The organism is Neobacillus niacini, assembly GCF_023715785.1.
GTDB lineage: Bacteria > Bacillota > Bacilli > Bacillales > Cytobacillaceae > Neobacillus > Neobacillus niacini_E.
The window spans coordinates 223,688-236,636 of the sequence record NZ_JAMBOX010000004.1 but is presented as its reverse complement, the minus strand read 5'-3'; the positions used below and the strand labels follow the sequence as shown (position 1 = coordinate 236,636).

Genomic DNA, 12,949 nt, shown 5'->3' with positions numbered 1-12,949 from the left:
ATGAAAAATCGGCAAAATGTTACAATAAAGGGGACAAAGGGCGGACTTGTCCTCCATCTAGACGATCGCTGTTCCTATCAAGAATTAAAGCGCGAATTGGACGATAAACTGACTGCAAACCTGCGGACCCAAGAGGAACGCCATTTAATCACGGTAAAGGTAGAGGTCGGCAATCGTTATCTCACAGGAGAGCAGCGAGAAGAGCTTAAAGAATTAATCCGCAAAAAGAAGAACTTGGTCGTGGACGATATTGAGTCCAATGTCATAACGAAAGAAGAAGCCAATCGGCTGAAGGAAGAAAACGAGGTTATGACGGTATCCAGAATCGTTCGCTCTGGACAAGTATTAAGGGTTCCGGGGGATTTGCTCTTGATTGGGGATGTCAATCCAGGCGGGACCGTCATCGCCGGCGGCAATATTTTTATTATGGGTATTTTAAAAGGGATTGCCCATGCGGGAAGCTTTGGTAATGACCATGCAGTGATTGCGGCCTCGAGCATGAAGCCGTCTCAGCTTAGAATTGCCAGCCACATCAATAGGGCACCGGATTCCAACCCACTTACCGAAAACCGGGAAATGGAATGTGCTTACATAAATGATAACCATCAAATTATCATCGATAGATTACAAGCTTTAATTCAATTAAGGCCTAATCTTACGAGATTGGTAGAAGGGGGACATTAAAGTGGGAGAAGCTATTGTAATTACATCGGGGAAGGGCGGTGTCGGCAAAACGACAACCTCCGCAAATATCGGCACGGCGCTGGCCCTTCAAGGGAAAAAAGTATGCTTAGTCGATACAGACATCGGCCTTCGAAACTTGGATGTCGTAATGGGGCTTGAAAATAGAATTATCTATGATCTTGTTGATGTAATCGAAAAAAGATGCAAAACGCATCAGGCATTGGTTAAGGATAAACGATTTGATGGTTTACTATATCTGTTGCCTGCTGCGCAAACCGTCGATAAAACTGCGGTTAAGCCGGAGCAGATGAAAGAGTTAGTGGAAGAATTAAAACAGGATTATGATTATATTATCATTGACTGTCCTGCCGGAATCGAGCAGGGCTATAAGAATGCAGTTGCCGGTGCCGATAAGGCAATTGTCGTCACCACTCCGGAGGTTTCCGCTGTTCGCGATGCCGACCGAATCATTGGTTTGCTTGAAAAAGAAAAGGATTTAGAATCACCTAAATTAATTGTGAACCGAATCCGCTACAATATGATGAAAAGCGGCGATATGCTTGATATCGATGAAATTACCCAGCATCTATCCATTGAGTTAATCGGCATTGTCGCCGATGATGAGGAAGTTATTAAAGCTTCCAACCACGGTGAGCCAATTGCCCTGAATCCAAACAGCAAGGCCTCAATTGCCTACCGAAATATTGCCCGCCGTATTCTCGGCGAATCTATTCCGCTCCAACCATTGGAGGAAGCCAATAAAGGCGTTTTTTCCAAGTTAAAAAAATTCTTTGGCGTTCGTTAATAGACATGCCTGTTCACATCGAGGTGGACAGGTTTTTTCTTTTTGTAGGGTCATACTCTGCCTGCCATCCTCATAAACTTGTACAAACTGTGTGAAAAGGGTTGATGGGTATGGCACGCTCTACTCCGGATGAAATACGGCGGCGAATTGCCAAGCGCAAACGGGAAAAAGGGCCAGCAAGCAACAGTCCAGACCGCCAAGTGCTTTGGCCTGGACATGAGGAAAAACTCGCATTGAATTATATTCCTCCATCCGCTGGCGGCAATAGTGAAGATGGGCATCCGCTATTTAAAAAGGAAGTGTTCCTGTTCAAAATATTGGCTTCGGTCCTGCTGTTTTTAGTGGTGGCGATTCTGTTCCGCAATCACTCGGCAGCACTAGATCCGGCGCGGGATTACATTGCCAAAACAATGGACAAGGACTTCCAGTTTGCGGCTGTATCCGAATGGTATGAAAATAAATTTGGCAAGCCGCTGGCGCTGCTCCCGTTCTCCGAGGGGGATAAAACAGAGAAAAATGAAGAACTGCAAAAGGGCGCAGTGCCAGTATCCGGGAAAATGCTGGAGAACTTTGAGAAAAACGGCCAGGGGATCATGATTGAAACAGCCAAGGATGCCCCCGTACAAACGATTAATGGCGGAAATGTGGTATTTGCCGGATTGAAAGAAGACATTGGCAAGACCGTCATCATTCAGCATTCCGATGGAACAGAAACCTGGTACGGCAACTTAAACGACATTAAAGTGAAATTATTTGATTACGCTGAAAAAAGAACCGTTGTTGGTACGGTTTCGGCTTCAGCAGGTGAAGACAAAACGAAAGGGCAATATTATTTTGCCGTTAAAAAAGGGGATGGCTTTATCGACCCGATTAAGGTGATTCGACTTGAATAAAGCGATCGAGCTGCTTCGTCATGTTCATATCCATCCTCTGTTATGGCTTGTTATCGCCTTGTCGATTGCGACTGCACATTTTGTGGAGCTGTGTTTGCTGTTAGGTATTATTTTTGTTCATGAAATGGGGCATGCTGCTGCAGCTTCTTTTTTTTCCTGGCGAATAAAAAAAATCACCCTCCTGCCGTTTGGCGGTGTGGCGGAAATGGATGAGCACGGGAACCGACCGATTAAGGAAGAGGCAATCGTCGTCCTGGCGGGCCCGCTTCAGCATGTGTGGCTGGTGGGCGGAGCGTTTCTCCTGAATTCTTTCAACTTGTTTCCGGTAGATTTATTCCCGCTGTTTATCCAATACAATCTCATGATTTTGATTTTTAATTTGTTTCCAGTTTGGCCGCTTGACGGCGGTAAACTGGTATTTTTACTGCTCTCATTAAAAGATTCCTTTACCAATGCCCACCGGCTAACCTTGATCATTTCCTTTATCAGCCTTTGCCTGTTTTCGGCTGCCATCCTGCTTACAGCACCGGCACATATCAATGTCTGGGTTGTCATTGGCTTTTTGTTTTTCTCGCTTTACTATGAATGGAAGCAGCGGCGGTTTATTTTTATCCGGTTTTTATTGGAAAGGTATTACGGAAAAAAATCAAACCCACAGGCTTTAATCCCGATTCAGGCAAATGAACAGGATTTGCTGATTCATGTTCTTGAAAAATTCCAGCGCGGCTGCAAGCACCCGATCATCGTAGAATCAGACGGAAAGGAAAAGGGGACCTTGGACGAAAACGAAATCCTCCATGCCTATTTTACTGAAAAAAGATTGACCGATAAAATCAGCGACCTTCTTTTTTTATTTTAAAAATGTATAATAGAACCAACAATTTAAAAAGTGAGGCCGGCCGATTGGAAAGATTAATTGTTAATTATGCTTCAAGGGAAAAAAGATTTGCCTATTTGCGAAATCAAAAGGTTGAAAAAATCGTCATTGACCGGCCAGAGCATCGTTCTCTGGTCGGTAATATTTATTATGGGACTGTCACCAAGGTGCTGCCCGGAATGAATGCAGCGTTTGTGGATATCAGTCAGGAAAAGCAGGCTTATCTTCACCGCGACCAGCTGCCTGCCTATGTTCTGGCTGATGATAAACAGCGAAATGTATCCTCCTTTGTCCATCAAGGCGAAAAGCTGCTCGTCCAGGTCGAAAAGGATGCAGCCGGTACAAAAGGGGCAAAGGTGACGGGAATTATTGAAATCCAGGGGGATAACCTGATTTACATGCCGAACGGGCGCTATGTGGCCGTCTCGAAAAAAATTGCCGATGATAAGCTCAAGGCTTCGCTTCGCCGGATTGGCAGCACATGTAAAACAGCGGAAGAGGGGCTAATTTTTCGTACATCAGCCTTGAAGTCAGGAGAAACGGAAATCCACGAAGAAATCACGCATCTGCGCGGACAGTATCAAGAACTGCTGCACCGGTCCTCTCAATTAAAAAAGCCGGGGCTGATTTTTCAAAATGACAGCTTTACCGAAATGATAATCGGCCAAGCGGCACGGATGGCTTCCGGAGAAGTCATTGTCGATGACCTCGCGTTAAAGAAACTGCTGGAAGGCAAAAAGATTCCGGCGAATTACTATAATGGAAAGGAAAATATTTTTTCGGCCTATAAGGTTGAGCATGAAATCGATAAGGCGCTAAAGCGGATTGTCTGGCTCGATCAAGGTGCCTATCTTATTTTTGATGAAACCGAGGCGCTGACCATCATTGATGTCAACACCGGGAAATTTTCCGGAAAGCTTGATTACCAGGATACCGTTTTTAAAACAAATCAGCGGGCGGTAAGGGAGATCCTCAGGCAGCTGAGGCTGCGCGATATTGGCGGCATTGTGCTGATTGATTTTATTAATATGAGCCGGGAACAGGATAAGCAGGCCATTCTAGATACCTGGGAGACTGAGATTTTAAAGGATGAAAGGCAGACAAAGGTGATTGGCTTTACTCCGCTTGGCATCCTTCAGTTAACGAGGAAGAAAACGAAGGTGACTCTCTCTGAGGCATTGCAGGCGAAGTGTCCCGTTTGCGAGGGAACGGGGAGAATACTAAGTGCGGAGACAATTGCCTTCAGGTTGGAACGGGAACTGCTTGAGCATCGGTTTTCGGAACACGACGCCGTCCTGATTGAGACAACAAAAGCGGTTGTCGAGGCGCTGCTTGGACCAAATAATGAACATAAGGATGCAGTGGAAAGCCTCTTGCATTTGAAATTATTTTTTTCAATCCGGCATGGAGACAAGCCTTATTATCTATTAAAGCAATTCGGCGTAGTGTCAGAGATTGCCGAAAAATCTGTTGACACTGGGGATTGAATTATGTTAGGATTTTAATGTTATGTTTGTAGCGCACCCGTGCTACAACCGCACAGAACAGGTAGTAAGATTTATGCCTGGCATAAACGCCTGTGGATGGCGAGTCTGAGTTTATAAGGAGGTGCAGTTCATGTACGCAATTATCGAAACTGGCGGTAAGCAGCTTAAAGTCGAAGAAGGCCAAGCGATCTACATCGAGAAATTAGATGCAGAAGCAGGCGAAACAGTTACTTTTGACAAAGTTCTTTTCGTTGGCGGTGAAACTGTAAAGGTAGGAAGCCCTGTTGTTGAAGGCGCGACTGTTACAGCAAAAGTTGAAAAACAAGGCCGTCAAAAGAAAATCATCGTGTTCAAGTACAAAGCGAAGAAAAACAATCGCAAGAAGCAAGGTCATCGTCAACCTTACACTAAAGTTGTCATCGAAAAAATCAACGCGTAAGGTGTTGAACCTATAGATGATTAACATTACGATTAATCGTACGGAAGCCAATTCCATTCAATCATTTATAATCAGCGGTCATGCTTTTTTCTCTGAAAAGGGAACGGATATTGTATGTGCGGGTGTATCGGCGGTTTCAGTTGGGGCAATAAATGCCGTACACGAGTTAACCGGAGTTACTCCTGACATTGCCATTGACCCTGAAGAGGGCTTTCTCCGCTGTGTTCTTCCGGGGCAGCTCCCTGAAGGCATTAATGAGAAAGTTCAACTTCTTCTGGAAGGTATGGTTGTCTCATTACGGGCGATTGAAGAAGAGTATGGCGAGCACATAAAAATAACCTTCAAAAAGCGGGAGGTGGACTAGATGTTATTAAAATTAGATCTTCAGTTGTTTGCATCTAAAAAGGGAGTAGGTTCTACAAAGAACGGACGTGACTCCATCGCAAAGCGCCTTGGCGCTAAGCGTGCAGACGGCCAATTCGTTACCGGCGGATCGATCCTTTACCGTCAGCGCGGTACAAAGATTTATCCAGGTGAAAACGTAGGCCGTGGCGGAGACGACACTCTTTATGCAAAAGTCGACGGCGTTGTTAAATTCGAGCGCGTTGGTCGTGATCGCAAAAAGGTGAGCGTTTATCCAACTGCTCAAGAAGCTTAATGGCTTAGAAAACTCTAACCAAATGGTTAGGGTTTTCTTTTTGGTTAATTTAGGAAAATTTTTCCGCTCTGCTCCCTCTCTCGCTGGTTAAATTTACTTCATTTTCCCCTTTGCAATACATAAAAATGCTTACTACCGGTTGTTTTTTTGATATACTATCAGCAAACAGTTTCCGACAATGAATTGGGAGAGTACGGTATGGAAAAAGAATGGGACATTATTGAGGTGCTTCGGCATTCACGCCATGACTGGCTAAACAAACTGCAGCTAATCAAGGCAAACTTGGATTTGGGGCGGATTGACAGGGCGAAAAAGGTAATTGATGAAATTGTCATCGAGACCCAGCATGAGACAAAACTGTCCAATTTGTCGCTGCCGAAGTTTGCGGCACTGCTTTTAAAAACAAACTGGGAAAACCACTCGTTTCGGCTTGAATATGAAGTTTTTCAGGATTCGGAGTACATAAAGATAGATGATGGCAGCCTGGCAGATTGGACAAAGTCCTTTTTTAACTGTCTGGATCAAGCCATTGAAGCATTTCAGGAGAACGATTTATCAATAACAATTGAGCCGCAGTCAAATGGAATTCGTTTCTTTTTTGATTTTCGCGGGATAATAAGTAATAATCAACTGATGGAAACATTCATGGCGTCATCGGTAATTAATGCAGAAGTAAAGGAATTATCCGATAGCGAACTTGCTTTGGAAGTGTTTATGCCGGTGATGTAGGCATGGTAATCAATCAGTAATTTAAGGTATCCGACTGGAGGATAAAGATGTTTGTCGATCAAGTAAAAATTTATGTTAAAGGCGGCGATGGCGGCAATGGCATGGTCGCGTTCCGCCGTGAAAAATATGTGCCAAAGGGCGGTCCTGCCGGCGGCGATGGCGGCAAGGGCGCGGATGTAGTTTTTGTCGTCGAGGAAGGTTTGCGGACTCTAATGGATTTCCGCTACCAGCGCCATTTTAAGGCACCGCGCGGCGAGCATGGCATGTCCAAGGGGCAGCATGGACGTGGCTCGAAGGATATGATTGTCAAGGTGCCCCCGGGAACGGTAGTCATGGATGCAGAAACAAATGAGGTCATTGCGGACCTGGTTGAGCATGGCCAAAGGGCGGTTATTGCTAAAGGAGGTCGCGGCGGCCGGGGGAATACTCGATTCGCAACACCTGCCAATCCTGCCCCCGAAATCGCTGAAAACGGCGAACCTGGTCAAGAGCGTGACGTTGTTTTGGAATTGAAGCTGTTGGCCGATGTGGGACTGGTTGGGTTTCCGAGTGTAGGAAAGTCGACGTTGTTGTCGGTTGTTTCATCTGCGAGACCGAAAATTGCCGAATATCATTTTACCACCATCGTACCGAATCTTGGAATGGTTGAGACTGAGGATGGCCGAAGCTTTGTCATGGCTGACCTCCCAGGGTTGATTGAAGGGGCCCATGCCGGTGTCGGGCTGGGGCATCAATTTTTACGGCATATTGAACGCACAAGGGTTATTGTTCATGTGATTGATATGGCAGCCATGGAGGGCAGGGATCCGTATGAGGATTATTTGACCATCAACCGCGAATTAAAGGAATATAATTTGCGCTTGACCGAGCGGCCGCAAATCATTGTTGCCAACAAAATGGACATGCCAGATGCCGAGGAAAACTTGAAAAAGTTTAAAGAGCAGCTGAAAGAGGAATATCTGATTTTCCCTATTTCCGCGATTACCCGTCAAGGCTTGCGCGAGCTGTTATTTGCGGTGGCTGACATGCTGGAAGAAACGCCTGAATTCCCGCTGCAGCACGAAGAGGAAGAATTGGGGGTTAACCGGGTTCTTTATAAACACGAGGCGGATCCGGATGCCTTTACGATTACAAGAGATCCGGACGGTTCGTTTGTTGTTTCTGGTGAAAAGATTGAAAGACTGTTTAAGATGACTGATTTTTCAAGAGATGAATCCGTCCGCCGTTTCTCACGTCAATTGCGCGGCCTTGGAGTCGACGATGCACTTCGGGCACGTGGCGCAAAAGACGGGGATATTGTGAAGTTATTGGAGTTTGAATTCGAGTTTATTGAATAATGAGGGGTCCCATAGAGGGAGAGGTTGGGCATGGATAATTTTGAGAAAAAATTTTATTTAGTCCGCGAAGATGTGTTGTCAGAGGCCATGAAGAAAACGATTGAAGCAAAGGACCTCCTTGAAAGAGGCAAGGCCGAATCGATTGGGGATGCAGTTTCAAAAGTCGATTTAAGCCGAAGTGCCTTTTATAAATATAGAGATACCGTTTTTGCCTTTTCCACGGTTTCAAAAGAGCGAATTATCTCGTTGTTTTTCCATCTCGAGGACCGTTCCGGGACATTGTCAAAATTATTGGCTGTTGTTGCGGCATCCGGCTGCAATGTTTTGACGATTCACCAGACCATCCCGCTTCAAGGCCGGGCGAACGTGACCTTGTCTTTGAACACTGCCGGACTGAAGAATGATATCAATGACCTGCTTTCTAATCTGAGGAAGCTTGAGTTTGTTGAGAAGGTCGAAGTGCTGGGAACAGGAGCGTAGTGATTTATGATCACAAGCCTGTCCCGGCTTTCTTTTTAATAAAATTTTTCGGAAATTTCTAATAAGGTTTTGTACATCAGAAAAGGGAGTAGAGGAAAATTGAAAGTAGGATATTTAGGTCCAAAGGCAACATTTACTGAACTCGCGGTTAAAAAGGTATTTAATACGCAAGAACATCTACCTTTTCAGACCATACCCGAATGCATGGATGCCGTTGTTAACAACGATATTGACCTTGCCGTGGTTCCGCTCGAAAACGCTTTGGAGGGCTCTGTTAACATAACGCTTGATTATTTGACCCAGGAGGTGGATATTCCGATTGTTGGGGAAATAACCCTTCCTATTAAACAGCATTTTATGGTTCATCCCGCCAACGCCGAAAACTGGCAGGAGGTAACGAGAATTTATAGCCATTCTCATGCGATTGCCCAGTGTCACCGTTTTTTACATAAACAATTTAAAGGGGTGCCTTCTGAAAGTAAATCATCGACTGCCGCTGCAGCAAAGTTGGTTCAAGAAACTCCGGAAAGCAAAATTGCGGCGATTGCCAACGAATTGGCGGCCGAGGAGTATGGGCTGACAATTGTAAAAAGAAATATTCATGACTTTGATTATAATCACACACGTTTTGTCGTGTTGACCGAAAAACAGGAGCAACTGCTAGAGTTTAGCGGGGCAAATTATTATAAAACTACGTTGATGGTGACGCTGCCATCCGACCAAGCAGGGGCGTTGCATCAGGTACTGTCGGCATTCGCTTGGCGGAGATTGAATCTCTCAAAAATTGAATCGCGTCCAATGAAAACAGGAATTGGAAATTACTTTTTTGTCATCGATATTGAAATGAAACTGGATGAAGTCTTGATTCCAGGTGCAATTGCGGAAATGGAAGCACTGGGCTGCGGTGTGAAAGTGCTCGGAAGCTACCCTAAGATTATGCTGGAATTAAACTAACTTAAAAATTTAGTGTTCTGCGGACAAAACGGTTTGGAAAATTAACAAAAATGTCCGCAGGAATGTGTTCTGCGGACAAAATGGTATGGAAAATCAATAAAAATGTCCGCAGGAATCGCATTCTACGGACTTTCTTTCTCCACAAACCTTATTAAACCATCAATAACCCTTCCGCCCTAAGTACTTCCTCCACCTTATCCAGTGCATCTTTACTCCCTGCCGAAACAGTGTGCAGATGAATCCCGCCTGTTAATTCTGATAAAAATGATGCTTTTGTAGTGCGGACTTTTTCCATAAACTGCTTTACTTCCTGCCTGTTGGAAACCATAATCGAAGCGGTGAGGTCTCCGTAAACCGCATGTTCTATCCGCACATCCTTTACTGTTACTCCATGATCGACAAAAATAATCAATTCCTTTTCTGTCTCCTCAGGTGTATGGCGGCAGGCAATGGTACGTTCAACCACCTGGGCATTGGCTGCCTGCAGCAAGTACATGTACCCTTGACTGGTCGCGATAATGGGTTCATTTTTAGCCTTAAGCAGCGTTATGTCGCCAACGATAACCTGCCGGCTGACATTTGTTCGCTCGGCCAGTTCACTCCCGGTTATCGGCGCAGTACTTGATTTCAGTAATTGCAAGATATATTGTCTCCGCTCTTCCCCAAGAATCTTCTTCTGTTCCATCAAAAACGCTCCTTACGAATCAGCATGATTACCAATTTTAACATACTGTGTACCAAATTAAAATTCATCCCAACCCGAAGCCAATAGGGTCTTTTGCCGGTACAAACATAATTTGATAAAAATTAGCATAAGTTTTTTTGAAGAATGATAGCACTTTGCCCATTTACACATACACTATATGGACTTATGCATAGGAGGGAAATCAGAGTGAAGATCCATATCGTACAGAAAGGGGATACTCTTTGGAAGATCGCTCAGAAGTACGGCGTGAATTTTGAAGAGCTGAAAAAGATGAACACACAGCTCAGCAACCCTGATATGATTATGCCCGGTATGAAAATAAAGGTTCCTACTTCAGGAGGATCCATTAAAAAAGAAGGGCCTGTCCATCTGGGAGTGAAAAAAGAAGCGCCGATAAAAGAGATGCCGAAAAAAGAGGCACCCATTAAGGAAATGCCAGTAAAAGAAGTGCCGATAAAAGAGCAGCCGATCATCAAGGAAGTGCCGAAAGCACCTTATACTCCAAAAATGCCTTTGCAAGTAGCACCTGAAATAGAAATCGATAAATATTACATTACAAAGATGCAAAAAATGGAGGTAAAAAAGGAACAGCCAAAAATGCCTATACTTCCTGCAAAAGAGATTCCAAAGAAGGAAATTCCGATAAAAGAAGTTCCAATCAAAGAAATGCCGATAAAAGAAATGCCGATAAAAGAAATGCCGATGAAGGAAGTTCCGATAAAAGCAAATCCTATTCCGGCCCCGCTCCCAATTCAAGCTAATCCTATTCCTGCACCAATACCAACACCAGTTGAAATGCCGGTACAGGAATATTGTGTTCCTGTCACGCCTGTTATGCCTGGTCCAGGATTTTGTCCGCCATTTGGCGGTTTCCCGGTGATGCCGGCCATGCCTTATCAGCCAGGAATGGCCATGCCGATGGGAGCGGGGATGGCGCCCGGGATGGCCCCAGGTTATACACCAGGAATGGTAGCCGGTGCTTCGGCAGCTATGCCGCCAGTAGGAGGTTACATGCCGCAACATTTTGGTGATGAATCTTCATCATTTATGCCACAAATGCCAGTAATGGGTGCAGGAAATCCAGGGGCCATGATGGGGACCACATTTAATCCTGGTTATCAGCAGCCGATGACAATGGACCCGGCCGGATACGCGCAGATGCCGGGCGCCTACGGCCAAATGCCAGCTGGTCAGATGCCTGGAGCGTACGGGGCACCAATGGGTTATGAGCAAATGCCGGCGGGTCAATATCCGGCAGGTTACGGCCAATTTCCGCAAGGCCAATATCCAGCAGGCTATGGCCAAATGCCAATGGGTTACGGCCAAATGCCGATGGGCTATGATCAAATGTCCATGGGATATGGGCAGACGCCAATGGGATATAATCAAATGCCAATGGGATATGGGCAAACACCTGGATTCCCCCAAGGGCAGGCGGAATTAGGCGCCAATCCGGCCGGAATGCCAATGCAAGGCGGATATCCAACGGGGATGGGATATGGTCCGTCAATGCCATCCGGTCCTGACGGAACAATGGGTAATCCGCAAATGGGATCGCCTTACGGGACAGGAACACGAACACCATATGGCGCCACGCCTTACGGTTACCCGCAAATGGCAGGAGCACCGGGAGCGTTTCCGTCTTATGAAGTGGAATCATCGCCAGCAATGATGCAGGCCGGCAGCACTCAGCAGCAAAGCCTGCCGGTTGGAACAGGCTCATTAGAGGATTGCGGATGCGGGGCAACGGCCCAGGCTCCAGTACCGGAGCAGCCAACCTTTGTACCGCCAACCCCGCCCATTTACAGTGCGCCATATAAAGCACCTCTGAATGTGGCCCAGCCGCCGTTTATGAACCCCTACGGCATAGGACCGGTCGGAACAGATTCCTTTGGAACACAAGGTTATTCCGATGAGAGCAGTTAATAATAACGACAACATGAGAGACGATTCCTACCTCGATCGTCTCTTCTCTTATTTTCAATCGCAGTTTAAGGAAGACGTCGTTACATTTCGCGCGCTTCGGGAGAATGTATTTTTTGTAAAAACGAAAAAACAATCGTTTATTGTAAAAGGATATCAAACAAATCAAAGACTTAAACTGCAAGAGGCCTTTACAGACACTCTTAGAAAAGAGGGGTTTTTAAACACATACAAGTTCCTTGTTCCACCGGTCCATTCACAGTTGTTTTTTGATGGCACTTATTATGGCTGCATCGAATATATTCCACCTAGTAAAACCGTTTTTTCCTACCATTCACAAAAAAATCGCCAGGAAGGATTAGACCTGCTGGAGCGATTCCACCAGTCAACGGCAGCATTTGAAGCGAGATATCGGACTTTGCTGCCACAAGGAGACATTACTGGGAAATGGGTGGGTAGATTTCAGCAATTTGCCAATAATCTTCACTTCCTCCGCTATTTTATTGCCGAACATTATACAAATGAAATCCTCTCATGGGGTCAATGGTCTTTATCAAAAATTTATAATGAATTAGACTTCGGGGACGAACCACAGGTGATCCTTCATGGTGACGTAGCCCATCATAATTTTATGCGCAATCGGGCCGGGCAGCTTTATCTGATTGATTTTGATTTAATTAATATCGGCCCTCCGGCTTACGATTATTTGCAGTATGCCAACCGCATTCTGCCCTATCTAGATTGGTCGTTGGATAAACTGTTCAGCCACAAACAACTTAAGAAATATTTGAACGATCAGGCATTCCTAACTGCCTTGGTCTATCCTGCTGACATTTATCGCGAGTGGAATCGAATTATTAGGGAAAATTGGTATCGAGATCAAAAAAAATTAAACTCGGTCACCGACTTGTCGATTGGACAATTTAACAACAGGAAAAAGTTTATTGAAAAATTGAAGGATATGTTGGAATAATCAT

The 12,949-nt window shown here is 45.2% G+C and carries 15 protein-coding genes and 1 other annotated feature; of the genes, 14 read left to right on the top strand and 1 reads right to left on the bottom strand.

What is annotated here, in order from left to right:
* The 12 genes from minC to pheA all read left to right on the top strand — a co-directional run bounded on the left by minC (window position 1) and on the right by pheA (window position 9,343).
* Window positions 1-684, top strand: coding sequence for a septum site-determining protein MinC (gene minC, locus M3234_RS10795; protein WP_262304717.1), 684 nt, complete (start codon window positions 1-3; stop codon window positions 682-684).
* 1 nt (window position 685) lies between these two features.
* Window positions 686-1,489 (top strand): septum site-determining protein MinD, encoded by an 804-nt coding sequence (gene minD, locus M3234_RS10790; RefSeq protein ID WP_262304716.1) that lies wholly within the window; start codon window positions 686-688, stop codon window positions 1,487-1,489.
* A 110-nt stretch (window positions 1,490-1,599) separates the two neighbouring features.
* The gene (locus tag M3234_RS10785; protein ID WP_262304715.1) at window positions 1,600-2,382 is read left to right on the top strand and encodes a M23 family metallopeptidase; all 783 of its coding nucleotides are present in this window, start codon (window positions 1,600-1,602) and stop codon (window positions 2,380-2,382) included.
* Complete coding sequence (locus M3234_RS10780; RefSeq protein WP_262304714.1) at window positions 2,375-3,241, top strand: M50 family metallopeptidase; 867 nt, start codon at window positions 2,375-2,377, stop codon at window positions 3,239-3,241. The genes M3234_RS10785 and M3234_RS10780 overlap by 8 nt, the downstream gene beginning before the upstream one ends.
* A gap of 44 nt (window positions 3,242-3,285) precedes the next feature.
* Entirely contained in the window at window positions 3,286-4,746 is a 1,461-nt protein-coding gene (locus M3234_RS10775; protein ID WP_262304713.1) for an Rne/Rng family ribonuclease, read from the top strand.
* Between the two features lie 36 nt (window positions 4,747-4,782).
* Window positions 4,783-4,863: a sequence feature (ribosomal protein L21 leader region), on the top strand.
* A gap of 13 nt (window positions 4,864-4,876) precedes the next feature.
* Window positions 4,877-5,185, top strand: a complete 309-nt coding sequence (gene rplU / locus M3234_RS10770) for a 50S ribosomal protein L21 (RefSeq protein WP_066311643.1) — start codon at window positions 4,877-4,879, stop codon at window positions 5,183-5,185.
* 16 nt (window positions 5,186-5,201) lie between these two features.
* A complete protein-coding gene (locus M3234_RS10765; RefSeq protein ID WP_262304712.1) occupies window positions 5,202-5,549 on the top strand; it encodes a ribosomal-processing cysteine protease Prp in 348 nt (115 codons plus the stop codon).
* Complete coding sequence (rpmA, locus tag M3234_RS10760; RefSeq protein ID WP_262304711.1) at window positions 5,550-5,843, top strand: 50S ribosomal protein L27; 294 nt, start codon at window positions 5,550-5,552, stop codon at window positions 5,841-5,843.
* A 198-nt stretch (window positions 5,844-6,041) separates the two neighbouring features.
* Window positions 6,042-6,572, top strand: a complete 531-nt coding sequence (locus M3234_RS10755) for a sporulation initiation phosphotransferase B (protein WP_262304710.1) — start codon at window positions 6,042-6,044, stop codon at window positions 6,570-6,572.
* A 47-nt stretch (window positions 6,573-6,619) separates the two neighbouring features.
* Entirely contained in the window at window positions 6,620-7,909 is a 1,290-nt protein-coding gene (obgE, locus tag M3234_RS10750) for a GTPase ObgE (protein WP_262304709.1), read from the top strand.
* A 30-nt stretch (window positions 7,910-7,939) separates the two neighbouring features.
* Window positions 7,940-8,389 (top strand): ACT domain-containing protein, encoded by a 450-nt coding sequence (locus M3234_RS10745; protein ID WP_262304708.1) that lies wholly within the window; start codon window positions 7,940-7,942, stop codon window positions 8,387-8,389.
* 99 nt (window positions 8,390-8,488) lie between these two features.
* Window positions 8,489-9,343 carry a prephenate dehydratase gene (pheA, locus tag M3234_RS10740; RefSeq protein WP_262304707.1) on the top strand — a complete coding sequence of 285 codons (855 nt, stop codon included), beginning with the start codon at window positions 8,489-8,491 and terminating at the stop codon, window positions 9,341-9,343.
* A gap of 151 nt (window positions 9,344-9,494) precedes the next feature.
* Here the strand turns inward: pheA and M3234_RS10735 are convergent, their stop codons facing one another.
* A complete protein-coding gene (locus M3234_RS10735; protein WP_262304706.1) occupies window positions 9,495-10,031 on the bottom strand; it encodes a transcription repressor NadR in 537 nt (178 codons plus the stop codon).
* A 204-nt stretch (window positions 10,032-10,235) separates the two neighbouring features.
* Here M3234_RS10735 and safA point away from each other — a divergent pair, with 204 nt between their 5' ends.
* Together safA and M3234_RS10725 are read left to right on the top strand one after the other, a co-directional pair.
* Window positions 10,236-11,975, top strand: a complete 1,740-nt coding sequence (gene safA / locus M3234_RS10730; RefSeq protein WP_262304705.1) for a SafA/ExsA family spore coat assembly protein — start codon at window positions 10,236-10,238, stop codon at window positions 11,973-11,975.
* Complete coding sequence (locus tag M3234_RS10725; RefSeq protein WP_262304704.1) at window positions 11,962-12,945, top strand: aminoglycoside phosphotransferase family protein; 984 nt, start codon at window positions 11,962-11,964, stop codon at window positions 12,943-12,945. Before safA ends, M3234_RS10725 begins: the two co-directional genes overlap by 14 nt.
* The last annotated feature ends 4 nt before the right edge of the window (window positions 12,946-12,949 follow it).

Bases quoted from the DNA above. Each gene is read 5' to 3' on its own strand.
- minC (WP_262304717.1), top strand. From the start codon at position 1: ATGAAAAATCGGCAAAATGTTACAATAAAGGGGACAAAGGGCGGACTT.
- M3234_RS10785 (WP_262304715.1), top strand. From the start codon at position 1,600: ATGGCACGCTCTACTCCGGATGAAATACGGCGGCGAATTGCCAAGCGC.
- rplU (WP_066311643.1), top strand. From the start codon at position 4,877: ATGTACGCAATTATCGAAACTGGCGGTAAGCAGCTTAAAGTCGAAGAA.
- M3234_RS10765 (WP_262304712.1), top strand. From the start codon at position 5,202: ATGATTAACATTACGATTAATCGTACGGAAGCCAATTCCATTCAATCA.
- rpmA (WP_262304711.1), top strand. From the start codon at position 5,550: ATGTTATTAAAATTAGATCTTCAGTTGTTTGCATCTAAAAAGGGAGTA.
- M3234_RS10755 (WP_262304710.1), top strand. From the start codon at position 6,042: ATGGAAAAAGAATGGGACATTATTGAGGTGCTTCGGCATTCACGCCAT.
- obgE (WP_262304709.1), top strand. From the start codon at position 6,620: ATGTTTGTCGATCAAGTAAAAATTTATGTTAAAGGCGGCGATGGCGGC.
- M3234_RS10745 (WP_262304708.1), top strand. From the start codon at position 7,940: ATGGATAATTTTGAGAAAAAATTTTATTTAGTCCGCGAAGATGTGTTG.
- M3234_RS10725 (WP_262304704.1), top strand. From the start codon at position 11,962: ATGAGAGCAGTTAATAATAACGACAACATGAGAGACGATTCCTACCTC.